The sequence below is a fragment of the Parabacteroides gordonii MS-1 = DSM 23371 genome, from assembly GCF_000969825.1.
Classification (GTDB): domain Bacteria; phylum Bacteroidota; class Bacteroidia; order Bacteroidales; family Tannerellaceae; genus Parabacteroides; species Parabacteroides gordonii.
This window is the reverse complement of record NZ_KQ033921.1, coordinates 131,957-156,373: the sequence shown is the minus strand read 5'-3', so window position 1 is coordinate 156,373 and position 24,417 is coordinate 131,957. Positions and strand designations below refer to the sequence as shown.

At 42.9% G+C, this 24,417-nt stretch carries 18 protein-coding genes; 10 read left to right on the top strand and 8 right to left on the bottom strand.

The genetic code is table 11. From position 1 onward, the window contains the following. Positions 1 to 4: 4 nt before the first annotated feature. Both HMPREF1536_RS25045 and gltB read right to left on the bottom strand, forming a co-directional pair. Positions 5 to 1,426 (bottom strand): glutamate synthase subunit beta, encoded by a 1,422-nt coding sequence (locus HMPREF1536_RS25045; RefSeq protein WP_028728013.1) that lies wholly within the window; start codon positions 1,424 to 1,426, stop codon positions 5 to 7. Between the two features lie 336 nt (positions 1,427 to 1,762). Beyond that, positions 1,763 to 6,277, bottom strand: coding sequence for a glutamate synthase large subunit (gene gltB / locus HMPREF1536_RS25035; RefSeq protein ID WP_028728015.1), 4,515 nt, complete (start codon positions 6,275 to 6,277; stop codon positions 1,763 to 1,765). A 614-nt stretch (positions 6,278 to 6,891) separates the two neighbouring features. On the opposite strand from gltB, the gene HMPREF1536_RS28310 reads away from it, so the two are divergent. Continuing rightward, a complete protein-coding gene (locus tag HMPREF1536_RS28310) occupies positions 6,892 to 7,410 on the top strand; it encodes a GNAT family N-acetyltransferase (RefSeq protein WP_225608005.1) in 519 nt (172 codons plus the stop codon). A 29-nt stretch (positions 7,411 to 7,439) separates the two neighbouring features. Here the strand turns inward: HMPREF1536_RS28310 and HMPREF1536_RS25025 are convergent, their stop codons facing one another. From HMPREF1536_RS25025 to HMPREF1536_RS25015, 3 genes are all read right to left on the bottom strand, one after another. Next, complete coding sequence (locus HMPREF1536_RS25025; protein WP_028728018.1) at positions 7,440 to 8,987, bottom strand: sensor histidine kinase; 1,548 nt, start codon at positions 8,985 to 8,987, stop codon at positions 7,440 to 7,442. Between the two features lie 100 nt (positions 8,988 to 9,087). Next, a complete protein-coding gene (locus HMPREF1536_RS25020; protein ID WP_028728019.1) occupies positions 9,088 to 9,543 on the bottom strand; it encodes a GNAT family N-acetyltransferase in 456 nt (151 codons plus the stop codon). Positions 9,544 to 9,565: 22 nt separating this feature from the next. Beyond that, positions 9,566 to 10,444, bottom strand: coding sequence for an MBL fold metallo-hydrolase (locus HMPREF1536_RS25015; RefSeq protein WP_028728020.1), 879 nt, complete (start codon positions 10,442 to 10,444; stop codon positions 9,566 to 9,568). Between the two features lie 233 nt (positions 10,445 to 10,677). Between HMPREF1536_RS25015 and HMPREF1536_RS25005 the strand changes: the two genes are divergently transcribed. Then, the gene (locus HMPREF1536_RS25005; RefSeq protein ID WP_028728022.1) at positions 10,678 to 11,400 is read left to right on the top strand and encodes a DUF169 domain-containing protein; all 723 of its coding nucleotides are present in this window, start codon (positions 10,678 to 10,680) and stop codon (positions 11,398 to 11,400) included. Between the two features lie 147 nt (positions 11,401 to 11,547). On the opposite strand, the gene HMPREF1536_RS25000 is transcribed toward HMPREF1536_RS25005, so the two are convergent. After that, positions 11,548 to 11,991, bottom strand: a complete 444-nt coding sequence (locus tag HMPREF1536_RS25000) for a VOC family protein (RefSeq protein ID WP_028728023.1) — start codon at positions 11,989 to 11,991, stop codon at positions 11,548 to 11,550. A 703-nt stretch (positions 11,992 to 12,694) separates the two neighbouring features. Between HMPREF1536_RS25000 and HMPREF1536_RS24995 the strand changes: the two genes are divergently transcribed. From HMPREF1536_RS24995 to HMPREF1536_RS24970, 6 genes are all read left to right on the top strand, one after another. Next, positions 12,695 to 13,636: a tyrosine-type recombinase/integrase gene (locus HMPREF1536_RS24995; protein WP_028728024.1), complete on the top strand. Its 942-nt coding sequence runs from the start codon at positions 12,695 to 12,697 to the stop codon at positions 13,634 to 13,636. A 443-nt stretch (positions 13,637 to 14,079) separates the two neighbouring features. Then, positions 14,080 to 15,009, top strand: a complete 930-nt coding sequence (locus tag HMPREF1536_RS24990) for a helix-turn-helix domain-containing protein (protein WP_044192284.1) — start codon at positions 14,080 to 14,082, stop codon at positions 15,007 to 15,009. 83 nt (positions 15,010 to 15,092) lie between these two features. Next, positions 15,093 to 17,495 (top strand): DUF4906 domain-containing protein, encoded by a 2,403-nt coding sequence (locus HMPREF1536_RS24985; RefSeq protein WP_052349843.1) that lies wholly within the window; start codon positions 15,093 to 15,095, stop codon positions 17,493 to 17,495. 80 nt (positions 17,496 to 17,575) lie between these two features. Beyond that, positions 17,576 to 18,703: a fimbrial protein gene (locus HMPREF1536_RS24980; RefSeq protein ID WP_028728025.1), complete on the top strand. Its 1,128-nt coding sequence runs from the start codon at positions 17,576 to 17,578 to the stop codon at positions 18,701 to 18,703. A 93-nt stretch (positions 18,704 to 18,796) separates the two neighbouring features. Beyond that, on the top strand, positions 18,797 to 19,672 hold the full coding sequence (locus tag HMPREF1536_RS24975) for a FimB/Mfa2 family fimbrial subunit (RefSeq protein WP_028728026.1): 876 nt from the start codon (positions 18,797 to 18,799) through the stop codon (positions 19,670 to 19,672). A gap of 29 nt (positions 19,673 to 19,701) precedes the next feature. Continuing rightward, a complete protein-coding gene (locus tag HMPREF1536_RS24970) occupies positions 19,702 to 19,980 on the top strand; it encodes an HU family DNA-binding protein (protein WP_028728027.1) in 279 nt (92 codons plus the stop codon). Positions 19,981 to 20,226: 246 nt separating this feature from the next. On the opposite strand, the gene HMPREF1536_RS24965 is transcribed toward HMPREF1536_RS24970, so the two are convergent. Further along, on the bottom strand, positions 20,227 to 21,579 hold the full coding sequence (locus tag HMPREF1536_RS24965) for an MATE family efflux transporter (RefSeq protein WP_028728028.1): 1,353 nt from the start codon (positions 21,577 to 21,579) through the stop codon (positions 20,227 to 20,229). 158 nt (positions 21,580 to 21,737) lie between these two features. Between HMPREF1536_RS24965 and HMPREF1536_RS24960 the strand changes: the two genes are divergently transcribed. Further along, positions 21,738 to 22,586, top strand: coding sequence for a helix-turn-helix transcriptional regulator (locus HMPREF1536_RS24960; protein WP_028728029.1), 849 nt, complete (start codon positions 21,738 to 21,740; stop codon positions 22,584 to 22,586). Here the strand turns inward: HMPREF1536_RS24960 and HMPREF1536_RS24955 are convergent. Next, the gene (locus HMPREF1536_RS24955; RefSeq protein ID WP_028728030.1) at positions 22,581 to 23,129 is read right to left on the bottom strand and encodes a DNA-3-methyladenine glycosylase I; all 549 of its coding nucleotides are present in this window, start codon (positions 23,127 to 23,129) and stop codon (positions 22,581 to 22,583) included. The genes HMPREF1536_RS24960 and HMPREF1536_RS24955 overlap by 6 nt on opposite strands. A gap of 157 nt (positions 23,130 to 23,286) precedes the next feature. Here HMPREF1536_RS24955 and HMPREF1536_RS24950 point away from each other — a divergent pair, with 157 nt between their 5' ends. Then, positions 23,287 to 24,417, top strand: a complete 1,131-nt coding sequence (locus tag HMPREF1536_RS24950; RefSeq protein WP_028728031.1) for a PDDEXK nuclease domain-containing protein — start codon at positions 23,287 to 23,289, stop codon at positions 24,415 to 24,417.

The following is a 24,417-nucleotide window of genomic DNA, read 5'->3' as shown; positions in this document are numbered from 1 at the left end:
TGTTTTATTTGGTTAGATATTTATCTATTGCTTCTGCTGTTTTACGTCCCGAAGCCATTGCCCGTACTACCAGGCTGGCACCGCTGACGGCATCGCCACAGGCGAAGATGTTGCTGCCGGCTATCCGGTTGTTGCTGTCTACCGTTATGTTCTTGCGTCCGTCTACGGCCAGTTCGAGCTCTTTTACCAGCCCTTCCTGTTCGGGGTGGACGAAGCCCATAGCAAGGAACACCAAGTCGGCTTCGATGACTTCTTTCTTTCCGGTCATTTTCATTTCCGGCCGGTTACCATCCTTCGATGGCAACCATTCCACTTCTTCCACTTCAACGCCTTTCAGGGTGTTTTTATCTCCGATGAAACGGGAAGAGGTGAGGCACCAGCGACGTATGCAACCTTCTTCGTGGCTGCTGCTGGTCTTCAATACCTGCGGATACATAGGCCAGGGAGTAGCCGGGTTGTGTCCGACGGGTGGTTTAGGCATGATTTCGATCTGGGTGACAGAAGCGGCACCGTGACGGTTGGCCGTGCCTACGCAGTCGCTCCCCGTATCGCCACCACCAATTACGAGGACTTTCTTTCCTTTGCAGTTGATGATGTTTTTAGGGGGGATGGCGATGCCTTCGAGCAGGCGGTTCTGCTGTCCCAATAGTTCGAGGGCAAAATGGATGCCTTTGAGGTTACGGCCTTCGATCGGCAGGTCGCGCGGTATCTCGGCACCAATGGCTACGCAGACGGCATCGTACTCGCCGACTATGTCTTTTGTCCGTATTTCCTTTCCGACCATTGTATTGACACGGAACCGGATACCTTCTTTCTCCATCAGCCGGATACGGCGGTCGATGATATTTTTTCCCAGTTTGAAGTTGGGGATACCGAAACGGAGAAGGCCACCGGGCAATTCGTCTTTTTCAAAGACTGTCACTTCGTACCCTTTACGGTTTAATTGGTTGGCAACGGTCAACCCGGCAGGGCCGCTACCGATCACGGCTACACGTTTACCGTTACGTACGGGCTGTACAGGTTGTATGAAACCTTCGCGAAAGGCGGCTTCTACGATGGCCACTTCATTTTCACGGATAGTGACGGGTTCATCGCAACTAAGTTTCAGTACGCAACTTTTTTCACACAGGGCGGGGCAGACGCGGCCGGTAAATTCAGGAAAGTCACAGGTCTGTTCCAATACGTGGAAGGCTTCTTTCCATTGTCCTTTGTAGAGGAAGTCCTGCCATTCGGGTTGTTTGTTACCAATGGGGCACGCCCAGTGACAGAAGGGGACACCGCAATCCATGCAGCGGGAAGCCTGGCGGCGGCGGTCACTGCTGTTGAGTGTTTGTTCTACTTCGCTGAAGTCGCCGATACGATCTTCTACAGGACGGTAGCCTGCTTCTTGTCGGGATATAGTGAGGAATGCTCTAGGATTTGCCATATATAATTTCTATTTTAATTTTTTGAGACTATCATTTGAATATTTTCATCAAAATACGATTATAAATAACCCTTTTACCTGATAAGGGCTTTTCGAAAATCGTATCGAAGAGCAAATGCATGCGTAAAAATGCTTCGATATAATTATCGAAAGACAAATACGTGCGTAAAAGCGATAAAAAATCTTTATCGAATGATAAATACATGCGACAAAACGTATAAATATCCTTATCGAAGGATAAATGCATACGACAAAACGCAAAAATATCTTTATCGAAGCATTTTGTTGAGCGCATGGCGTTTCTGTATAAATAATTTAAAACGTATACGCACATATTTAGTAATCACGCTGCATTTCTTCAATCTTTTGCTGTAACTTTTTCATCTGCTCCTCTTGAAGAACCTTTTTATATTCGATCGGGACGATCCGGATAAATTGATCTACCTGTTTATCCCAACTGTCCAGTATCTTTCCTGCCAGATGACTGCCGGTATAATGATAGTGTTTGCGGATCAGTTCATGCAATTCCTTGCGAGCCGTGCTGTCTTCGATCAACGATAACTCTACCATTTCCATATTGCAGTAGTAATCGAAGTCGCCGGCCTTGTTCCATACATAAGCTACACCGCCGCTCATTCCGGCTGCAAAGTTCCGTCCGGTTTGTCCGAGCACGACGACGCGGCCGCCAGTCATATATTCGCAACAGTGATCTCCGACACCTTCCACAACGGCGATGGCTCCGCTATTTCGTACGCAGAAGCGTTCACCGACACGACCATTGATGTAAACTTCTCCGCCGGTTGCCCCATATAATAAGGTGTTGCCGGCAATGGTATTATCTTCGGCTACAAAAGTAGAACGTATAGGGGGCATCAGGCTGATGCGGCCACCGCTAAGTCCTTTCCCCAGATAATCGTTCGCCTCTCCTTCCAGCCGGAAATGAACTCCGTGTGACAGGAACGCCCCAAAACTTTGTCCGGCAGAGCCTTTGAACTTGATATTAAGGGTATGATCGGGCAGTCCGGCATTCCCGTAACGTTTGGCTATCTCACCGGATAGCATGGCACCTACGGAACGGTCGGTATTCGTGATCGCGTAATCAAGCGAGACTTCCTGCTGAGACTCGATGGCTCCTTTGGCATGGTTGATGATATCCACGTCTTTTACATTCTCTATATGGTGCACCTGATTGGTTGTGTGATGGATAGGCGTATGAGCCGCCTGTTCCGGAAGATGCAGGAGATGGGAGAAGTCCAACAGATCGTGCTTGGTCATCCCATCGGACGATTTGCGGACGATCAACTCGGTATGTCCGATGATATCATCCAGTTTGCTGTAACCCATTTCGGCCAGATGCTCGCGTACTTCTTCGGCCAGGAAGGTAAAGAAATTCACCAGATACTCATACCGTCCGAGGAAACGCTTGCGCAACGTTTCATCTTGCGTGGCGACACCAACCGGGCATGTATTCATGTGGCATTTGCGCATCATCACGCAACCAAGAACGATCAGCGCAGAGGTGGCAAAACCAAATTCCTCTGCTCCGAGCAAGGCCATCAACACAATATCACGCCCTGTTTTCAGCTGTCCGTCTGTTTGCAGGCGTACCTGACCACGCAGGCTGTTCATTACCAATGTTTGTTGCGTCTCCGACAATCCCAGTTCGGGCGGCAACCCGGCATAACGGATCGAGCTGATCGGCGAAGCACCCGTTCCACCCTCGGCTCCCGAGATAATAATACGGTCTGCCTTCGCCTTCGCCACACCTGCGGCAATCGTACCGACACCGCTTTCCGATACCAGCTTGACGCTAATCTCCGCCCGGGGATTTACATTCTTCAGGTCGAATATCAGCTGTGCCAGATCCTCGATCGAATAAATATCGTGGTGAGGCGGGGGAGAGATTAACGAAATTCCCGGTATCGAATGGCGGGTTTTGGCAATAACGTCATTTACCTTATAACCCGGCAGCTGACCGCCCTCACCCGGCTTTGCGCCCTGGGCTACTTTGATCTGTATCTCGTCTGCATTCACCAGGTATTCGGTCGTAACGCCGAAGCGTCCGGATGCAACCTGCTTGATGGCCGACCGCAGCGACAGGCCGTCTTTCCGGGGAATGAAGCGGGAAGCGTCTTCACCACCTTCTCCGGTATTACTGCGCCCATGTATCTTGTTCATGGCCATAGCCATCGTTTCATGAGCTTCCTTGCTGATGGAACCGAAGCTCATAGCACCTGTGACGAAACGTTTCATGATTGCCTCCACCGGCTCCACTTGTTCGATCGGAATAGATTTTTTCTTCCTGAACGTAAGAAAATCGCGAAGGAAGATAGGCGACTCCTTGCCGTCCACCATCTGCGAGTACTCTTTAAATTTCTTGTAGCTCCCCAGGCGGGTAGCCAGTTGAAGGGTAGAGATTGTCTCCGGGTTCCAGGCATGTTTCTCGCCGTCTTTCCGGAAACTGTAGATCCCTTTGTGTTCGAGCATTTCATCCACCGGACGGTCGAATGCCTGTTCGTGCAGCGCAATAGCATCGCGTGCTATCTCTTCCAACCGGATACCGCCGACGTTGCTGGTCGTCCCCCCGAAATAAGTACGTGCCACTTCCGCGTCCAGGCCGACAGCTTCAAACAACTTGGCACCACGATAACTGCGGATCGTACTGATACCCATCTTGCTCATGACTTTAAAGAGTCCTTTGCAGATAGATTTTACATAATTCTTGCGGGCCGTTTCGTAGTTAAGTTGTATCTCATGCTTGCTTTCCAGCTCCTTCAATATAGCGAAAACCATGTACGGGTTGATGGCGCTAGCCCCGTAGCCCAATAGTAAAGCGGCATGCATAACCTCGCGCATCTCGCCGGTCTCGACAACCAATGCCGTCTGCACACGCTTCTGTACCGATATCAGGTGATGATGAACGGCACTTACAGCCAGCAGTGAGGGTATCTGAGCATATTTCCCGTCCACATTCTTATCGCTTAAGATAATATAGTTGACACCATCCGTAACGGATTGTTCCGCCTGCTTGCATAGATCGTCGAGTGCGGCTTTCAACCCTTCACGTCCTTTGGCTACTTCAAACAGCATCGGAAGCTTTACGGAGTTGAAACCCTTATAGCGGATATTGCAGAGCAGATCCAGTTGCGTGTTGGTCAGGATCGGATGATTAAGCCGTACCATCTTACAATGACTTTCACTGGGAACCAGAATATTGTTACCTACCGCCCCGATATATTCCTCCAGGCTCATCACGAGTTCTTCCCGGATCGGGTCGATCGGAGGATTGGTAACCTGTGCGAACTGCTGGCGGAAATAGTTGTATAGCAATTGCGGACGGTCGGATAATACAGCCAGCGGCGTATCGTTTCCCATCGATCCGATAGGTTCGGTTCCACCGGTACACATCGGTACAATAATCTTTTCCACATCTTCGCGGCTATAGCCGAAAGTACGGAGCAATTTATCGTAATTATCTACCGTGTGAGGTACTTTACGACCGGATTTCAGCTCATCCAGTTCTACGCGGTTGGTGGCCAGCCATGTTTTGTAAGGTTTCGCTTCGGCCAATTGCTTTTTCAGTTCACCGTCGTAATAGATTTCGCCTTTCTCGGTATCTACCATCAGTATCTTGCCCGGTTGCAGACGTCCTTTCTCTTTGATCTCATTGGCTTCAAAGTCCATTACGCCCACCTCGGATGCCACCAGCATCATATCATTTTTCGTGATCAGATAACGCGCCGGGCGCAGACCGTTACGGTCGAGCATTCCTCCGGCAAACCGTCCGTCGCTGAACAGCAATGCTGCCGGGCCGTCCCAAGGTTCCATCAATATCGAATGATATTCGTAGAACGCTTTCAGGTCGTCCGATATCGGATTCTTTTCGTTCGAACTTTCCGGCACGAGCATCGCCATCGCATGCGGCAAGCTCAACCCCGATGCCACCAGAAACTCCAGCACATTATCCAGCGAAGCACTATCGCTCATCCCCGGTTGAATGATCGGGCGGATACTTTCAATACTGCCGATGGTAGGAGAGGTGAGTACGCTTTCGCGCGCTTCCATCCATCCCCTGTTTCCCCGGATCGTGTTGATCTCCCCATTGTGTGCCAGAAGGCGGAACGGTTGTGCCAGGCTCCAGGTAGGAAATGTATTCGTACTGAAGCGGGAGTGAACCAAGGCCAGCCCGCTTGTAAAGTAGTTATTTGTCAGATCCGGGAAGTAATGCCGGAGCTGCATGGACTCCAGCATTCCCTTATATACTATATTCCTTGTAGACAAAGAAGCTACGTAGAAATCATTTTTTGCCACCAGGTCGGAAGCTGAGACCTTCTTTTCAATGCGTTTTCGAATGATGTACAACTTCAATTCCAGTTCCTGCTGATTATCGCAGCCGGTAATGAAGATTTGCTTGATGTCCGGTTCAGTAGCCAATGCATCCTTTCCCAATATGTCGCTGTTTACCGGGACTTTCCGCAGATGCATCAAAGTAAGCCCTTCCTTTTCGATCTCCTCGATCATAATGCTGAGGATGGCCGAACGCTGTGCTTCGTCTTTGGGAAGAAAGACCAGACCTGTCCCGTATTTTCCCTTTTCGGGAACGGGTATTCCCTGCAACAGAATAAATTCATGAGGGATCTGAAGTAAGATACCCGCACCGTCACCAGTCTTATTATCGGCACCTTCTGCACCGCGATGACGCATATTTTCCAATACCTTAAGGGCTGACTCTACAATGTCGTGCGACTTTCCTCCATGAATGTTTACCAACATTCCTACTCCACACGCGTCATGCTCATTCGCAGGATCATATAATCCCTGCTTTCTGTTCAAATGGATCTGTTCTTTCATTGTTTGTTGACCTTATGTTTGTGTAATACCTGTTTTGTTGTCAAATTGTTTGGCAAATATAGATGGTTTCTTTCATAATGACACATGTGGTAGTGTTAAACATTGACGTTTTTTTTGTTTATCGGGATATGACGTTTCTATTTGACATGATATTTAGGGTAATTAGTATTAATATGAAACTGATAAGCCTGTTTTTAGTTACAATCTATAAGGTGTTGTTGCTCGCTTTTCCCAGGAAAAACTAACACAATGATAATTCAAAGAATAGAATTTGTTTATCTTTGTCAGGAAACTTAGCTTATTTCTGTATGATTGATATTGTTTACAATGGCAGAGTTCCGGCTTGCGGCGTCTTTTGTGGTGGTTGCCCAAATTACACACGGATAAAGAAACCCTGCAAGGGAGCAGAGTATTCGGATAGATGTGAGCGATGCAAAACTTTTCATCTGTGTTGTAAAGAGAAAGGTATTACTCATTGTTTCCAGTGCCGGATTTTTCCATGCAGTAAATTCAAATCATTTACGAGGCGATGGCTTAAATATGGCCAGGACTTTATAGAAAATCAACGTGTCCTGGCGTTAGGTACTAATGTGTTTCTTGATAAATATAACCGTATGATTCATTTTGAAACGGAAAGACTCATTATAAAGGAAGTTTCCATAGTAGAGGAGCTGAAGGCTCTTTTATCCATCTATACGCAGGAGGTAAATATGAGGTATATTCAGTCGGGTAAATATGACTGGACTTTTCAAGAGCTTGAAAACCGTTATAAGGCAATTAATGAAACCGGATATCCGAAAGGTTACGGCATGTTTGCTGTTAAACTCAGAGGTGAAAATAAGGTTATCGGTGAAGCCGGATTATTCAACTCCTTTTCTGATCCGAAGAAGATGGAGGTCGGTTATATCATCGATCAAATGTACTGGAATAAGGGATATGGGACGGAAGTCTGCAAAGGGCTGATCGATTACGCTTTCAATCGGTTGGGTTGTACGGAGCTTATTACCCGTGTGTATGATCAGAATACAGGGTCTGTCAGAGTTTGTGAGAAGCTAGGATTTGAGCTGGTGTTGACAGGTGAGACAGAGAACAAAAAAGTCTTCCGGGAATACCGGAAGACTTCTGTATACTGATGGTTTTACTGAGTTTTATATGATCTGTTTCATATCTGTAATACCAGAATGAACCGGGCTCCTTTCTTATATTCCATATCGATAGAGAGATTGCCATTCAGTTTATTGGCGATCAGGGCACAAATAGGTAAACCTAGTCCGTCACCTTCTGCCAGATCCTTGACTTCGCTGAATGGCTTGAAAAGGTTTTCCTTTTGTTCGTCAGGAATACCTGTTCCGTTATCTGTCACGATAAGGTGGCAAAGGTGAGCACCCTTTCTCTTGAATTCCAGCCATATTTTACCAGAGGTCGTATATTGGGCCGCATTATTCAGCAGGTGTAATAAGATGCGTTCCAATTGTTCAGCATTTGTTTTTACTTCCAGTTGTGGAGCGTCTACAATAACTTCTACATCGGGATTAATCTTATCTTTTACCTTATCCATTGTTTTCTTGCAGAAGCTACCTACATTGAATGATTGTGTTTCGTACGGTTCCAGCAGCGAGCTTTCCAGGGAAGACAGTTCCTGTATGTTTACACTGAACTGTTTTAGCGCATCTACCCGTGTCTGGATCGAACCGGCCTGTTGTGGAGCAGTGGTACGCAACTCCCTGGCTGATACGTCAAGTTTATCGAGCGTAGGTTTCATCTGCTCTGATATACTCTGTATGAACAAGGTTTGTTGTTCGCTATGCTCGTTGGTAGTCTTGATAATGTTTTTCAGTTTTTTGTTGAGAACAATGAAACGTAATAACAGGAACGCAACGAAAAGTAATCCGGCAATAAGGATGACAACCAGTGTACAAAGACCGACTATCATATATTGTTTACCGGATAATTTGTCGTCTTTTTCCTGTATTGTCTGCAGGCTTTCATCATATTTGAGCTGTAATGCCCCTAATTCATCCTGCGCATTTAATGCTTTTACAGAATCCGTCCAGACGATGTACTTTTCATAGGTTCGTTCCATCAGGGAAGCATTGTTTGCCGTACGGGCAATAGCAATCAGGTTCCTGTAGCAATCGCTTACTTTGTCGTATTCCTTTTTATCCTTATATTGGTTGATAAGTTTCTGGAAGGATGCGTCTCCCTGCTCGTTTTGTCCGAAAGTATAATAATAACTGGTCTGGGTGTATAACAGGTCGTCTGACAACTTGCTGCTGCCGGACTGGCTGGCCAGGTTATCCAGTGTATTCAGTTGAAGTTGAGCCTGGGCGGCATTCTTCAGTTTTATGTACATTTGCAACCGTTCTTTTGTCAACTGGAAACGTTGATCATAGAACGTTTTTTGCGCTTTTTCTTCTTCCGTCAGTAGAAATTGAGTCATTTGGCGGCAAAGTTCGAATGCCTCCTGATAGTAGTTCTCGCGATAATAAAGATACGTTGCTTTTGTTCCACAGTCGATGGCTTGCGTGTAGTCTCCTTCGTTGGAGAAGGCTTTGTAAGCTTGAAGGAATAGGTAACGGGCTTTAGTGTAGTCTTTCTGTTCCAGGCTACTTTGAGCCTGTTTCATTAGATCATTAGCTCTGTTTTCTGCCTGGAGAGTGGTCGTGCAGAAACAGATAACGAGGGTGATGATAAAATACATGATTCTCATAACTTCAAATTTAATTTTAAGCAAATATATGTATTTATTCAAAATCAAAGCATGAGTTATGCTGAAAAAGTTCGAATCATGTATAATTTATCTGTAGGATTTATGGTTTTATCCTTATTTCATAGATACGGGACTCGTCTTCCCAGGGATGGTATCCTTGCCCTATGTAATTGAATCCCAGCTTTTCATAGAATCCGATATGCTCTGTAGACAGGTATAAATTCTTGAAACCGGCTTTAACTGCATCTTCTTTGGCTTTCTCCAATAAAAGTGTACTGTAAAAATGTCCCCGGTGGTTTTCATCTATATATACGGCACAAACCCATGGATACAAATCCATCCGGCTGATAAAATCATTGGTGATCAGTCCGGCGCAACCAATTATTTCATTATCCTTTTCCAATAGATACCATTGAGGGAGTGGATTCGGAGAGTCTATACTGTGATTAATAGAATCTTCATAGAGTATAGGATATGCATCAGGCCATTTACTTTGAAAATATTTGATAGCTATATCCTTATAAGTCGGATTTTCTCGTACTGATATAATTTTCATGATGTTGAATTTAAATTGATGATTAAATACTTTTCCATTGGAGCATGTTATTCTCAAAGCTGACGGATAGTTTACCGAGATCCTTGAGCCAAGAAAGATAGGAGCGTATCGTGCTGCCTACCAGTACGTATTGCTCAAAGTTCATAGATAATTCGTATTTGTCGAAAAGCATCTGAAGGACGTTTTCGCTATTTTGAGGAGTGGAGCAGATTTCGAGTAGAGTATCGGCAATCTCGTAGATCTTGTTCCGGTTGACAGCAACCAGCCCTTTGATGTCTGCCGTCATTTCCGCATGTGAAGGAACAAAACGGGCAGCTTTGATTTTTTCAACGAAATCAAGTGTTTCCAGATATTGGGCTACATTATAAATGAAAGAAACCTGATATTTGTTGAGGGTATTTTTACTGCTGATACAGTCTGCCAAGAAAACAGTATCATCCGGAGTACGGAACCCCACCATATCAAAAAAATGACCGGGTAAGGGTATGACTTCCACCTCTTGGGGAAAATCCTTGTCCGAGAAAGGCAAGGTATGACTCTCTTTAGCCATCAGAAACTTATTGCGTAAATCTTTGCATGGATACCCTCCATACAAAAACGATGGCTCCAGTATCGGATACTGTGTAAAAGCAGCCTCTATTCCATTTGCAAAGATCGGACAGCTGACTTGTTGTTGCAAATAGGCGTTACCTCCGATATGGTCAGCATTGGAATGGGTATTGATGACTCCTTTTATTTTCCAGTTTTGCTGTGCGGCAATTTTAATGATTTTCTTGGCTGCTTCTTTGTCGTTGCCACTGTCGATCAGATAAATATCTGTCTCATTTTGCCGATAGATACCGATTTTTGCCGGAGAATTTATATAGTAACTCTGTTCACCTGCTTGCTGAAGTTCGTACATGGCTATAGTCTTTAGATTGATATTGAAAATAACAGTTCAAATATACTATTATTCTAATTGAAAATATACTCTTCCTGTTTAATTCCAGTTTTTTCATTAGGATAATTACAATTGTATCTTCAACGAAAGCCAGTAATGCGAATATCGCTATCTGCCAGATTGTTTTGATATTTCCGATCATAACATATAGAATCTTTTCGTATATTTGACAAAACCAATAAATCATCTGTATCATGGACATACAAGTATTTCTCAATAACTATCGCGAAGCATTCGGAGATAAAGTAGATCTTCCTATTGTCTTTTGGTATTCGGAGCAACCGGTAAATCCGGTCGATAAAATCGGTGGGTGTTTATTTAAATGTATGAAAGAGGTCAGAGCCGGACAAACGGTTAGTTTGAGTGTCGAAACTATCGGTTGTGGTGGCGGAAAATTTTATACAGGTTTTACGGAAATGCCGGAACGGATTCCCGGATTTGTATCCTTAAAGGAAAAATATAAACAGACTCCGGAAGGGGTAATCGAATTTCTTGATGATTTGCAGGTTCCTAGAGCTAAAATGGATTATCTGAATTTTACCCGTATGGATAATGCCGAAAGTTTTGATAATCTGGAAGGAATCCTGTTTTTAGCGACACCCGATATGCTTTCCGGTCTGGCTACCTGGGCGTTTTTCGATAATAATTCACAGGACGCTGTCACCTCTCTATTCGGTTCCGGTTGTTGCTCCGTAGTCACACAGGCCGTTATTGAAAATGCGAGAGGAGGAAAACGTACGTTCATCGGATTCTTCGATCCTTCCGTACGTCCTTATTTTGAGCCGGATATTCTAAGTTTTATGATACCGATGTCCCGGTTTAAAGAAATGTATGATACCATGCGGAGTAGCTGTCTGTTCGATACGCATGCCTGGAGGAAAATCAAGGAAAGAATGAATGAGAGAGGTGGCCTCTAATGTAATTTGGTTTATACGTAAAAAGTGTGAAGCCGGGGATTAGGCCGGCTTTACTATCTTTACTTTTTAGGTGTTCTTGGTCCAGTCCCAGTAACTGTATGGAGATACAGATTCTAAAAGAGGAGGTTTCTAAGAGAACTCCCTTCTTTATTCATATTTCTTACATTCTTCTATTAGCTCTTCACTACATTGCTCCGGAGCCAATGGGGAAAAAAGTTCTATTAAATTATCTTCGGGATCGCGCAAATGTACTGTGCGCATCCCCCAATCAGCCATATTGGTAGGTTCATTGACAAATACCACACCCTTTCCTTTTAAAGCAGCATAAGTATCATCAACATTATCCACACTGAATGATACAAGTGATTTCTCCCGAAACCCTACTGGCAATTCTTTATTTGCATTACCTACAGACGGTGCCATCCAGTCGGATACAAAAAGAGCAAATCCTTCTATTCCGTCTGCTACCTTAAAACTGGCATATCCACTGTTCTCATCACCCCAAGCCGGTTCTAATCCAAGTTGTTCAGAGTAGAACTTAAAGCATTTAGGAAAATCCTTAACTAATAATCTTACATTACTAAATTTCATTGTTGTTGAATTTTTATGGTTATTCTTAATATATATGTTTTCTAAATTATTCATTATCTATGAATATAGTTTTTAAAACTATGAAGTAGGCAAAGTGACGCAATGCTTAACTACTTGTTTCAAGCATTGCTCTACAAAAATATGACTTTTTACTGATTAGTATATAACTTAAGATGGATATCATTTTGTTATTTAATGTGTATTCTCCTTGCTGTCAGATTGACCGTAGCATGATTATTTCTTGTTTATCTTATTCTCCAATAGTTTCCAGATATCATATTTCTACACAAACAATCAATCGACAATCAGTTTGGTATACCATCAGCAAGATTATCTAAATGATTTCCCGAACTCATCAGTATAACTTGCTCTACTCATCTAAATGACCTTGGCAAACCATTTAAACCATTTTAAAAATCATCTAAATGATTTTTGAAATCTTGTCAAAAAAGTATTGAAAAATGGAATGAAAATCTCTGAAAGAGAGGTTTTGGAGATTTTGACAGTTTTATTTAATGACGAAAATGTGACAAAAAGATGATAAAAGGCTGGTTGTATAAACATTTTGATAAGATTGTAAACATGTAGATAGATGTTTTTTTACAAACTTTAGCGAGACAGGATGAGTTTAAAGATTCTTTTAGCCCCTCATATTTGAAAAGAGCATGGAATAAGGGGATAATAATTGAAAAATAGATTTGATATGAGAAAGAAAAACGAGAGAGTAATGATGGTATCCGATTTGTTTTCCTGTTTTAGGGCGTGTATAACGCGGAAAAGACAGGATGGGAGGGATAGTACTGCAGATCTGTATCGGGCGGCCACAAACTGGTTGGAGTTGTTTTGTGAAGGAAAGAGGCTACCGCTCAGGAGAGTGACACAACGCTTTGTGATGGAGTTCGAAGCCTATCTTAAAAGCAAAGGATTGAAAGTGAATACGGTGAATACCTATCTGAGTAATTTCAGGGCGATGTATAATCTGGTGATTGATGGATCGGAAGAGGTAAAGAATTGCAAGCCTTTTGCAAAATTGAAGATCAAACAGCAAGCGACGGCAAAACGGGCATTGTCGCGTGAGGTGATGGAGGAAATTGCCGGACTCAAGTTGGACGACAGGCCTGAACTGGAGATGGCAGCCGATCTGAGCCTGTTCAGTTTTATGGCTTGCGGGATGGCATTTGTGGATCTTGTGCATCTTAAGCCGGAGAATATCAGGGAAGGAGAGATTATTTACAATCGTCGGAAAACGGGAACGGAGATACGTATCGGAATGACAGAAGGGATGAAGATTATACTGGATAAATATAAGCAGGAAGATACACCTTTCCTCTTTCCGTTGCTTAAAGAAGAAAATGCTTCTTATGAAACTTATAAATCACTATTGAGATGCCAGAATGAAGCTTTGAAAGAGATCGGACAATTTCTGATAAGCCCGATACAGTTGACTACTTACCGTTTCCGGCATACTTGGGCATCCGAAGCATTATTGTGTGGTATTCCGATTGCTGTTATCAGCCAGGCACTCGGACATACCTCTGAAAATACTACACGTATTTATCTTAAGCAATTGAATCAATCGGTGATGAATGAGGCTAATAGTATGATTACCAAATCGGTTGGGGATTTGTTAGTGAAGGTGGCATGACCCTTATTTTGTAAATAAGGGTAAGTTTCATGTAATAAGTTATTAATTAAATGATTACACCTTACAAATCATGATGTAAAAGATATTTTATTGCAAATGTAAAGAATTAAGTGAGAAAAAGAAGTGGTTTCTACTGATATATTTATCTATTGCAGAAAGAAATATCTTGAATTACATATTTATTTATAAATTTTTCCAGGCAATAACTGTTTTTCGTGATAATCCGAAAATACGCATATAGTCAGGTAGGACTAACCTTGTTTTTAACTATTGATAACACCTCGTTTTTCAACTATATTCTGTTTGATAGCTGATATTCCATTGTTTTTCATAAAAAAAAAGCAGCCTTTATAAACAAAATCTCCTTTTAATTAGTCGGTATATCTTTAAAAAAGTGCCCGTTTCCCTTATTTACAAAATAAGGGTTTTATACGACTAAGCATATGAAACAAACGATGAAAGCTAATTTGCTTTATGTAAATGAGCATCTGACCTGTGGGAAATATCTCAAAGAGATCGATACGGGATTTTTTTTTCAGGAATTTAAAAAAGGATCAACCCGGAAACTGGAACGGGAGACTATGAAAAATTACCTTGTTATTATACTGGAAGGGAAAATTCGATTAAATTATAATCTTTCGGAAAACAGGATAATCAGTGGGGGAGAATTTTTTTTAATTGCTCAGGCATCACTGGTAAGTGGGGAATGTCTAGAAGATGTTCAGATATTGACTCTTGCCTTTGAAGCACCGACTACCAGTTGTGAGAAACTTAATTTTCAACTTTTGACCGAGTTGGCTGATAGCATGGATTACAATTTTGAGCCTTTACCGATAAGATACCCGTTTGATGTCTTTTGCGAATTGACGGTTTGTTATCTAAAATATAAAGCGAATTGCGGGCATCTGCACGAAGCGAAACACAATGAGCTTTTTCTTTGTCTGCGCTATTTTTATAGTAAAGAGGAACTAGCCGGGCTGTTTTATCCGATACTTTCCCAGTCATTCGAGTTTAAGCGCTTTGTGCTGGAGAATTATGGCAATGTGAAATCGGCAAAAGAGTTGATGGAGCTATCCTGTATGAGTAAATCGGCTTTTTATGCCAAATTCAGAGAAGTGTTTGGCATAACCACCAAACAATGGCTGACAATTAAAAAGTTAACCAGGATGATTAATAAAGCAGCTGAACCCGGGATTACAGTCAAACAGTTGATGATCGAGTTTGATTTTGACAACCTCTCACATTTGCAGGCCTATTGCAAACACAATTTTAAATGTACCCCGACTGTGCTGATCGAAAAAGCTGTTGCAGGTGAAATAAGTATTGGAAAAGATATGATAATGGATGAAAAACAAGGGAAATATACGATTTAAGACAGATTGTTTATGTGAATTGGAAACTTTTGTAATATCTCCCTTGAAAAACAACTCTTACTTTGCAGCAAATAAAATGAAAGATGAAAAAGATAATAATTACACTGTTATTTGGAGTATTGCTGTCGACATCATGTTCTGATGAAGAATTAAGGAATAATGGCAGCAATGTGAAGGAGGGCAAGCCGGCTCTGGTAAGTCTGAAAATGGATATGGCAACGATGGGCAGCGGGAAGACCCGGGCGATGTCACCTGACAAGGAAAAAAAGATTGAGAGCCTGCGGGTGATGATATTTAACAACCAAGGAGATATCTTGACCAACCGGAAATACACCGGTGATCTGGGCACTTCACTGGATGTAGAAACTTTTTCGGGTAGCAACTGCAAAATCTGTGTCGTTGCCAATGTGGCGGATGGACTTGACAGCCGGCTGGAGGCCATCTACACCTACCCGGAACTCGAAGATGCTACGGTAGCTGCTCTTGAACTTGGTTTCGGGCTTGATGATAATCCGTTAATGATGACAGGCTATGCGGAGGATGTGAATATTCAGGATGGGGAAAACGTGTTACCGGACGCGATTGAACTCAAATTCCTCGCAGCCAAGGTCACGCTGAAGGTCAGAGTCAACACCCCTGAAGACCAGGAGGTAACTGTGCTGGGTTGGGATGTGGTAGATGCTCCTACAAGCAGTTATCTTTTTCCAGCAACCGGGGACGTAAACCCTGATCCGGAGATCAACAACGACGCTAAGTATTGGCTTACTACAGGAGGGGATAACCCGTTTGACGAAATTGATATGGAAAACAAATCTGTCACTCAGGAACTCTATTTGTTCGAAAACCGGCGTGGGGGACGTGTCGATAGAGCTTTGCCTGTGGAAGAGGCTCAATATCCGGAAATGGCATTTGATGATGAAGATGATAAGGGGAAAGCCTGGTTTAAACCCAAGCGCGCTACAGCCATCCTGATCAGCGCGATGCACAAGTTTGGATCCGAAACCAAGCAGGTTTCCGCCTATATCTATCTGGGGGAAGACAATCACAGCAACTATGATATCGTTCGTGGCAATCACTACACCTTTAACGTAACGGTAAATGGACTCAACGACATTGATGTGGATTCGAATGTAGAATATTACGTTGGCGATTTCAGGGTAGATCACGGGGATAACCTGGATATGGACTGTCATCCGGACTTCCGCCCAATGCGTATCCATGCTTCCGAAGGAGTGGCTACAATGGAGATCGTGGATGCGGATGGCAGAACTTATGACGAGGACGGTTTTGAAGCCACATGGCTTAAAATATCACCCCTGAATCTGATGTTTCACCAGGTGAAGCAGGAAGCTCCGCATGATGAGTGGCAGCAACAGACGGGTGAGCCCGGCAGCTTTGTCCGTGCCAAATATATCCCGCACAAAAGTGTGAGGGCGGCTTTGGCTGATAAGGGTGGCTGGAATACCATTCCCGAGGGACAAGAGGACGACGATGCGATGACATATGCCGATGCAACCTACCGCATGTGTTATAAGATTACGGATATTCCTTTTTCTGGTGTGACGGTTACGAACAATACACTATATGTTTATGCCGATGATTTCTTTAAGAACGGTGACGACCCTGACGGTACCCGCAGCGCCACTATCCGTTTCTCGTTCTATAAAGGCGGTAATGGATCAAGGCCTGAAGTGAAAGACTATATTGTTACTCAGACGGGATATCTAGACTTGTTTCCGAAGGGGGATCAAACAGCAGCTATGATAAATACCTACCCGGTTATTTTTAACGAAACTGCTTTAAGAATAGTAGGCAAGAGAACATTTGTATTCGAAAGGATCGAGGAAGCTGCACTGGCACTGAATCCGGGTATTGATCCATCGCTGCAGAGAACGACCACGATGCAATGGGGATATTCAGGAACTGTTGTATATGATGGACCTAGTGGCCACAAGACTGAGCATGGCCAATTAATGACAGCACATACAGTTTATACCGATGTTGAGGTAAACTGGGAAGGCATAAACTCTCGTTTGCCGAGAAACTTCGGGAAAACTTATCGGGAGATGTATGGTAATGGTAAAACAGGAGGTACCGGTCCGATACCCAATTACACTAAACCGACTGTTGCTCCATATTTTTATCCTGATCCAGCTGAAAATATTTATCACCCTATCTATAAAAGTTCGGCATCACGCTATTGTCATGAAAAGAACCGCGACATGAATGGTGACGGTATAATCGATGAGAGTGAGGCCAACTGGTTTATGCCTACGCACAATGATTTGAAGAATCAAAATGTAAGGTATCCGGATAACAACCAGGTATACTCGACCAGTTCAGAAGAGCAGACGCGACCTGAACAATTGATATATAGAGTGCTGCTTAAAGAGGGTGGCAGTTCGGCGGGTGGCCCTGTTCACGGGACTAAGACGGATTTGTTAAGGGTACGGTGTATAAGGGAGCATAAAGTATGGGCCTATTAAATAAAATTAAACTGTTGATAAGCAATATTATATCATTAGATCTTGTAAATAATTTATAAACATTTTAAATAAGAAAAACAATGACTAAAATTAAATTTCTAGCAGTGGCTTTCGCTATCCTGACTATCTTCTCTTGTTCAAAAGAAGATACAACGGAAAATATGACTTCGGCAGGGAGTAAAGCTAGCATAACTGTTAAAATCAAGGGCTCGGCAGAGTCGATGAGCAAAGCGACAGGTGATCCTGGAGATGCGACAGATGTCGCAGTAAACGATTACATTATATTTCTGTTCGATGCTGGTGGTAAACTCGTAGGTACACCTAAGTATATGAACAGTGCTGCTGACGGCGTCGTGAATGATGCAAATACAACCGCAAGCAAAATCTATGTCGTTGCTAATACGGGAGTAATCGATGGAGGGCCTTTTGCGGGCATAACCGATGAAAATGACCTTAAAACCCGCACGGGCAAGCTTATCGATGAAACAGGTGCGTCGACTCAGACTTCGGACCACCTGTGGATGAGTGGTGTGAGTTTGGTTGGCCCGTTCACTCCGGGATTAAGCTCAGGAGATCCATCGACGGCTTCGGTTTCTGTAAACCTGGCGTTTGTAGCGGCACGAATCGACGTGGTGGTTATGGACAAACGTAGGAATAATACTCCGGGGGTAGGCTCAGTTTCAATTGCCGATAACAGTGTGGCTCTATTGTTTGCCGGAGCGGACGGTAAATTCTTCGCGGAAAGTGCGGAAAAAGTGACTCAAAGCAACTTCTTTTCCGGAATAGCAACGGCTACTACTACCGGCGTAGCTCAGGCAGATGTATTGAATGATACGGTGGAGCAACCGTTTGCAACCTCTGGGGAGGTAGAATACCATTTTTACACATTCGGTTACAATGGCGATCATGATTTCGGAGGCGGCTTGATACGTCCGACCATCCTGACTATCGCATCGACCCGTACTAATGCCGATGGAACGGAGGATCTGATTTACTATCCTGTACATTTTAATGCTTCGGATGCGGGCATGACAATTGAGCCCGGTAAAAAATATACCGTGACATTAACCCTTACAGGTAATGTTAATAATGGTGGAGGTAGTGGTGGAACAACCACCCCTGAAGATTTACCGAAATCCGCAGAAATCACAATTACAGTGAATGCAGCCACATGGGAGGCAAAAATTATAAATAAAGAATTTAACTAATCAACCTATTTACCTTCTTGCAACGGCAGATGCAATGCCGTTGCAAGATAATATACTATAGGTTACTATTCTTCAATATTAAAATTAACTGTTATGCAACACAACAAATATCGTAACTCTTTTGGGCTACTACTTTCCGTGTTAGTTGCGGCATTTGTATTTGCCGGATGTGCCAGAGAAGATGCCGGTACACCCCAGTTTTCATTGAAGGTTACGGCCTTTGATGAGGACGGAAATGAGATCGATGCCGAGGTCGTAAAAGATGTTACGTTTTATATCTTCGATAAAGATAAAAAATTTCTGGACTCCTACGAGGGTACTCTCCTGGAATCTATAACATTCGATTATCCCGACCACGAGGCTTTGACGGTGGTGGTATGGGGAAACGGCAGACAAGGAAACCAGTTGATGCCCACGCTCCATAAAGGTGACCATTTGGAGACGGCATTTGTATCTCTTATCCAAACTAAAACAACACTGCCCCTCGCCGGTTCACCCGATGACCTGTTTTACGGTTCCATAGATATGCTGGCAAACGAAACTTCCACAAAGGTGCTGTCCCTTAAACGTAAAACATCGGGTGTTGTTGTTACGGCACGTTATCTCAAGGAATATGTTGGAGATACGGATGGAGAGTTTCATTACGTACTGCGGAAAAGCAGTGACAGACTGGATTTTTACGGTAAGCTTAATGGTGCGGATGTAAGCTACAGTCCTGATGCCGCGTTCGATAATACGGGAGATTTTGTCTCTTCCGTTTTTAATATATTCTCTACGGATAATGATATTAAAATTGATATTTATCACCGGAACGTACTAAAGACCACTATTGTGTCCGATAGCCAGGGTAAACCTCTCCGGGCTGTCGAGGGGCGGCTGCTTAACGTGTTTGTCAATTTCAAGGGAAGTGTCAGTGTGGGTGTGAAAGTGACCGATTGGGGCAGTAAGGAGATATGGAAAGAGTTTTGAAAAAGTAATAATTCTAATAAATTATACATATGAACAGAACAGATTTAGTAAAAAAGATAGCCCTTCGCATGTCGGTTACGGAGGTGCAGGCGCGAGATTTTATTCATTCTTTCCAAGGAATTCTAGAAGAGGAGATTCTGACAGAAAGAACTATTATGCTGTTGGGCTTCGGGACATTTACTCTTTGGCAACAGGCAGAACGACCCGGGCGTAATCCGAAAAACGGTGTGCCGACCGTTATTCCTGCACGCAACAGCGTGAAGTTCAAACCGGGTAAGATGTTACTTGAAGCATTAAATAAAAAATAGATACTGACAGGAAAGAAAGCCGGAATATCTTTTGTCACGGATCTTTTTTTGTCGACAGGCGAATCCGGCTTTGCGTGGAGCGGAAGAGGGACAAATCATTCCCCTCGGAAGTATTGCGCAATGGAAGAAAAATTCCATCAATTAGAATTATTATTCGGTCGATGCAAACCCGAATCGGTTATGTTGTTGATAGGGAAATTTAAGTCGTTTGAGGATCTCTGTGATGATTGAAGGTATTATGCCGAGTTAGCACTGTCGTTGTTTCCGCTTAGCGAAAACAACGACAGCAACTACGGAAGCCGAAAGTATTTCTGCTACCGGGACTGAAAGCCAGATACCTACCGTACCGAACCATACCGGCAGAATCAAAAAGCATATCACCGGTAAAATTCCGCGTATCGTGGTGAAGATCAGTGCCCGTCTGACATTCCCGATCGACATATAATATCCGATGGCAACAACGTTGATCCCGAAGAAAATGAAATCCAACGAGAAATAAGGCAATCCTTCGGCTGCAAGTATTCCGGCAGGGTTGGTAAGATCAGGTATAAACATCGATACGATCACTTGATTGAATAAGGTAGATACTAAAACGAATACCGTACTGATCCCTATCGCCGAAAATAAAGCCAATCGAACGGCTTTTATGTACCGGGCGGGTTGTCTCAATCCGTAATTGTAACTGACAATTGGTTGTGCTGACTGTATTACTGCATTGAACACCATAAATACAACGGGAAACAGATAATTTATCACACTAAAAGCAGCCACTCCATCCACTCCGATATAACGGCTGAACGTATAATTGCCCGTTACCGCCATAACAGAAATTGTTATTTCACTCAGTAACACCGGAAATCCCAGCCGGCAGATCGAGGCTGTATTGCCAAGAGCAAACTGTATATTTCTCCTGTTGATACGAGGTCTGACAAACCTGATGGGAGACGATCTTCTCATCAGGAAGCCTATAAGCATAATAGTACCTACAGCCTGACCCAGCCCGGTTGCAAAAGCAGCACCGAACAACCCCCATTTGAATACAAAGATAAACAGGTAGTCGAGTATAATATTTAGAACCGTAGCAACACTTAAACAGAGTAAACTGTAATTCGGACTGCTTATCCTGACAAAGAAAGGTAGCGAACTCAAAGCCATCTGGAATACCGAGAAACAAGAGAATGTGATCAGGTATTCACTTGCCTGGCTGACGATACCGGAAGGTGCACCCAGCAGGATCACGATCTCATCCGGAAAACATACTCCAATAATGGAACACAGAAACATCAGCAGCGATGAAATAATGAACGACTCGGTGATCACCACATTGGCACTGCTGCGTTTACCTCTCGATAGGTGGATCGTTGCGATAATTGCTGCTCCCATACCGAACATCAGGCCGATACCGGTCATGACGGTAAAGATCGGTACAACTATATTGATGGCAGCCAGGGCATCGCTTCCGAGCCCGTTTCCTACGAATATCCCGTCTACAATTATAAACAGGGCACCGAACACCATTCCCAGGATGTTGGGGACTAATTGTTTTATAAACAACTTCCCGATACTTCCCCCCGCATAATCCATTTTTAATTTTGACATTGCTGAAATGTTTAAACGATTTATTTTTTAACGCAGCAAAGGTAGGCCGATATAAATGCCTGATCCTTTTCATAAGTACGACTGTATTGTTCATTATCGCAACTCTCTTGTTGGTTTTATTCCTGAAAAGAACTATTTTTGTGTATTAAAATAAACTGATGGAAAAGAATCTTTCGTTCTTTAATGAGTCGTTCTGGTACAGTGAGACGAATCTGGATATGCTGCTTAACTATCCGTTCAGGATGGAAGGTGGTTTTATTTTATTGTGCACGGAAGGAGAGGCTGTTGTCTCGGTCGGTGTACAGAAATGTGAAATCGTGAAGAATACGGAAATGATCGTTTTGCCGGGTACGACCTTTTATCTGCTGAGTGCTTCAGAAACATTTCATGTCAAAATATTGACGTTTCCTAAGGAAGTGTATGATGAGGTGAGCCTTCGTTTGGGAGTGCCGTTTTCCAGTTACCTGCGTGAAACGCCTTGTTATACTTATCCGGATGAGTCTTCGCTATTAAAAAATATAGCTGTCTGGATGAATATGGGAAAACTGATCTTTGAAGATAAAAGTAATCAGTTCAATGCATTGATGCTCCGTAATTTTATACAGAATTATCTTTTATGGTTGTACGATAAAAGTCTAAATTATTTTGAGCAAACGGTCGGTAAATTTACCCGTAAGCAGGAGCGTTATCATCAGTTTATGTCTTTACTCGATACGCATTGCCGCGAACAGCGTGATGCCTTGTTTTATGCCGACAAACTTTGCATAACGCTTTCTTATCTCCGCATGGTTTGCCATGCTTGCAGCTCTTTTGCTTCACCGAAAGAGATTATCGACAAGCGGGTGATCCTGGAAATAAAAGTACTTCTTCAGTCTACCGAATATACCATTCAGGAGATAGCCGAAATACTCCATTTTCCTGATCAATCCTATCTGGGACGTTATTTTAAAAGACATACGGGGATGGCTGCCAGTGAATACCGGGCTTTACAGAAAAGTGTGTTATAATCTTCTCCATGCCGGGTTTTTGTCCAATATTTTCTGGTATATGGGACAATCGGGCGTATGGGCACCTTCAAGATATCCGGTACTTAACAGAAACTCATTGACGATCTCCCCACCGGTGAATTTGAATGTTTGTTTGAACAGTTTTGTCCATTCGTCTTTGGTTTTAGGATGATGATGATCCAGCCAGCTTTTGAATGAGCCGTATTCCTTTTTCAGTTCCATAATGACCTGTGCATTGTGGATGGCAGCTTTTACTTTTAGCCTGTTCCGGATAATACCGGGATCGGATAAAAGCCTGGCTTCTTCTGTTTCCGTATAGTTGGCAATCGTTTCGATATCGAACTTGTCGTAAGCAATACGGAAAGCTGCTTCTTTTCTCAATATGGTCGACCAGCTCAAGCCTGCCTGGTTGATTTCCAGCAGGAGCCTGCCGAACAGTTCGTTATCATCTTCGATAGGAAAACCATATTTCTCATCGTGATATGTTTTGTTCAGATCGAGAGCCCAACCAGTGATGGTATTTATGTATTCGCAGTATGACATGATTCGGTAATTATTTAGTATTTTATGATTAAACAAAAGTAATTATTTATTTCAGAAGAATTTATATATGAGGGTAAAACTGAAAATAGTAATGTTTTTATACATTTGATTATGTAATATTAAGTACATTTGGATGCAATATGAAAAGTTAGTAGTAATGAATTTTGAGCAGTTAGCAGCTATCATAGAGAATACTCATCAGCAATTACAGCAGAATGCAGTAAAAGCAGTCAACCAATTCCAGACTATACGTAATTGGCTTGTGGGTTTTTACATTGTGGAGTTTGAACAGAATGGTGAAGACCGGGCGCAATATGGTGAACAGTTATTGAAGCAACTGGAACAAAAATTGAATCAGAAAGGATTAAATGTGACCTTATTTCAATGGTCGAGAAAGTTTTATCTTACTTATCCTGCATTTGCCAGACTTATTAGCGGCTCATTTCGATTAATTTATGCGACAGCGTCACATAAATCGTTGGAAGAGGATAAAGAAGAGATTTGTGCGACACTGTCGCATAAATTGCAAGTCGTTGATGGTGAGTGTGATATAGATGGAATGCCTGCCGATAAAATATTTTCTTCAATATCTTTCTCTCATTTTATTGAGCTACTAAAGATTGATGATCCTATTAAACGAATGTATTATGAGATGCTAACCATTCAAACCGGACTTTCTGTTCGGGAACTTAGACGTCAGATCGAATCTTTGAGTTATGAACGGGTTGGTTTGTCCGGTAATATAGAAAATGCATTATCTGTAATCAAACAGAAAATCCATCCGCAGACCGTCACTGATGCTGTCAAGGATGATTATTTCTTTGAGTTCTTGAATATCCCACCACAACGTTTATCATTTGTCAAAGAAGATGAACTTGAAACACTTTTACTCGACCATTTGCGTGATTTCATTATAGAATTGGGGAATGGGTTTTGCTTTGAAGCAAGACAAAAGCGTATTTTGATTGGTGATGAGTTTTATTTTATTGATATGGTATTTTACCATAGAATATTGAAATGTCATGTTCTTTGCGAACTGAAAATCTCTGCATTTAATCATTCTCATGTGTCGCAATTATATTCATATTTGAATTATTATCGGGCGGAGATGATGGAGCCCGGAGATAATCCACCTATTGGAATTTTGTTGGTAACAGATAAGAATAATGCTTTAGTTCAATATGCAACAACAGGTTTGGATGAACAGATCTTTGTGTCTAAATATAAACTACAACTTCCAACGGAGCAGCAGTTGAAAGATTTGATATTGAAGACTATTAATCAGTAA

Excerpts from the sequence above, each read along its gene's own strand:
- HMPREF1536_RS24995 (WP_028728024.1), top strand. The coding sequence starts at position 12,695 with ATGAGAAAGAAAAACGAGAGAGTAATGATGGTATCCGATTTGTTTTCC.
- HMPREF1536_RS24970 (WP_028728027.1), top strand. The coding sequence starts at position 19,702 with ATGAACAGAACAGATTTAGTAAAAAAGATAGCCCTTCGCATGTCGGTT.
- HMPREF1536_RS24950 (WP_028728031.1), top strand. The coding sequence starts at position 23,287 with ATGAATTTTGAGCAGTTAGCAGCTATCATAGAGAATACTCATCAGCAA.
- gltB (WP_028728015.1), bottom strand. The coding sequence starts at position 6,277 with ATGAAAGAACAGATCCATTTGAACAGAAAGCAGGGATTATATGATCCT.
- HMPREF1536_RS24975 (WP_028728026.1), top strand. The coding sequence starts at position 18,797 with ATGCAACACAACAAATATCGTAACTCTTTTGGGCTACTACTTTCCGTG.
- HMPREF1536_RS24980 (WP_028728025.1), top strand. The coding sequence starts at position 17,576 with ATGACTAAAATTAAATTTCTAGCAGTGGCTTTCGCTATCCTGACTATC.
- HMPREF1536_RS25000 (WP_028728023.1), bottom strand. The coding sequence starts at position 11,991 with ATGAAATTTAGTAATGTAAGATTATTAGTTAAGGATTTTCCTAAATGC.
- HMPREF1536_RS24990 (WP_044192284.1), top strand. The coding sequence starts at position 14,080 with ATGAAACAAACGATGAAAGCTAATTTGCTTTATGTAAATGAGCATCTG.
- HMPREF1536_RS25025 (WP_028728018.1), bottom strand. The coding sequence starts at position 8,987 with ATGAGAATCATGTATTTTATCATCACCCTCGTTATCTGTTTCTGCACG.
- HMPREF1536_RS25020 (WP_028728019.1), bottom strand. The coding sequence starts at position 9,543 with ATGAAAATTATATCAGTACGAGAAAATCCGACTTATAAGGATATAGCT.
- HMPREF1536_RS24955 (WP_028728030.1), bottom strand. The coding sequence starts at position 23,129 with ATGTCATACTGCGAATACATAAATACCATCACTGGTTGGGCTCTCGAT.
- HMPREF1536_RS24985 (WP_052349843.1), top strand. The coding sequence starts at position 15,093 with ATGAAAAAGATAATAATTACACTGTTATTTGGAGTATTGCTGTCGACA.
- HMPREF1536_RS25005 (WP_028728022.1), top strand. The coding sequence starts at position 10,678 with ATGGACATACAAGTATTTCTCAATAACTATCGCGAAGCATTCGGAGAT.
- HMPREF1536_RS25015 (WP_028728020.1), bottom strand. The coding sequence starts at position 10,444 with ATGTACGAACTTCAGCAAGCAGGTGAACAGAGTTACTATATAAATTCT.
- HMPREF1536_RS24965 (WP_028728028.1), bottom strand. The coding sequence starts at position 21,579 with ATGTCAAAATTAAAAATGGATTATGCGGGGGGAAGTATCGGGAAGTTG.
- HMPREF1536_RS28310 (WP_225608005.1), top strand. The coding sequence starts at position 6,892 with ATGATTCATTTTGAAACGGAAAGACTCATTATAAAGGAAGTTTCCATA.
- HMPREF1536_RS24960 (WP_028728029.1), top strand. The coding sequence starts at position 21,738 with ATGGAAAAGAATCTTTCGTTCTTTAATGAGTCGTTCTGGTACAGTGAG.
- HMPREF1536_RS25045 (WP_028728013.1), bottom strand. The coding sequence starts at position 1,426 with ATGGCAAATCCTAGAGCATTCCTCACTATATCCCGACAAGAAGCAGGC.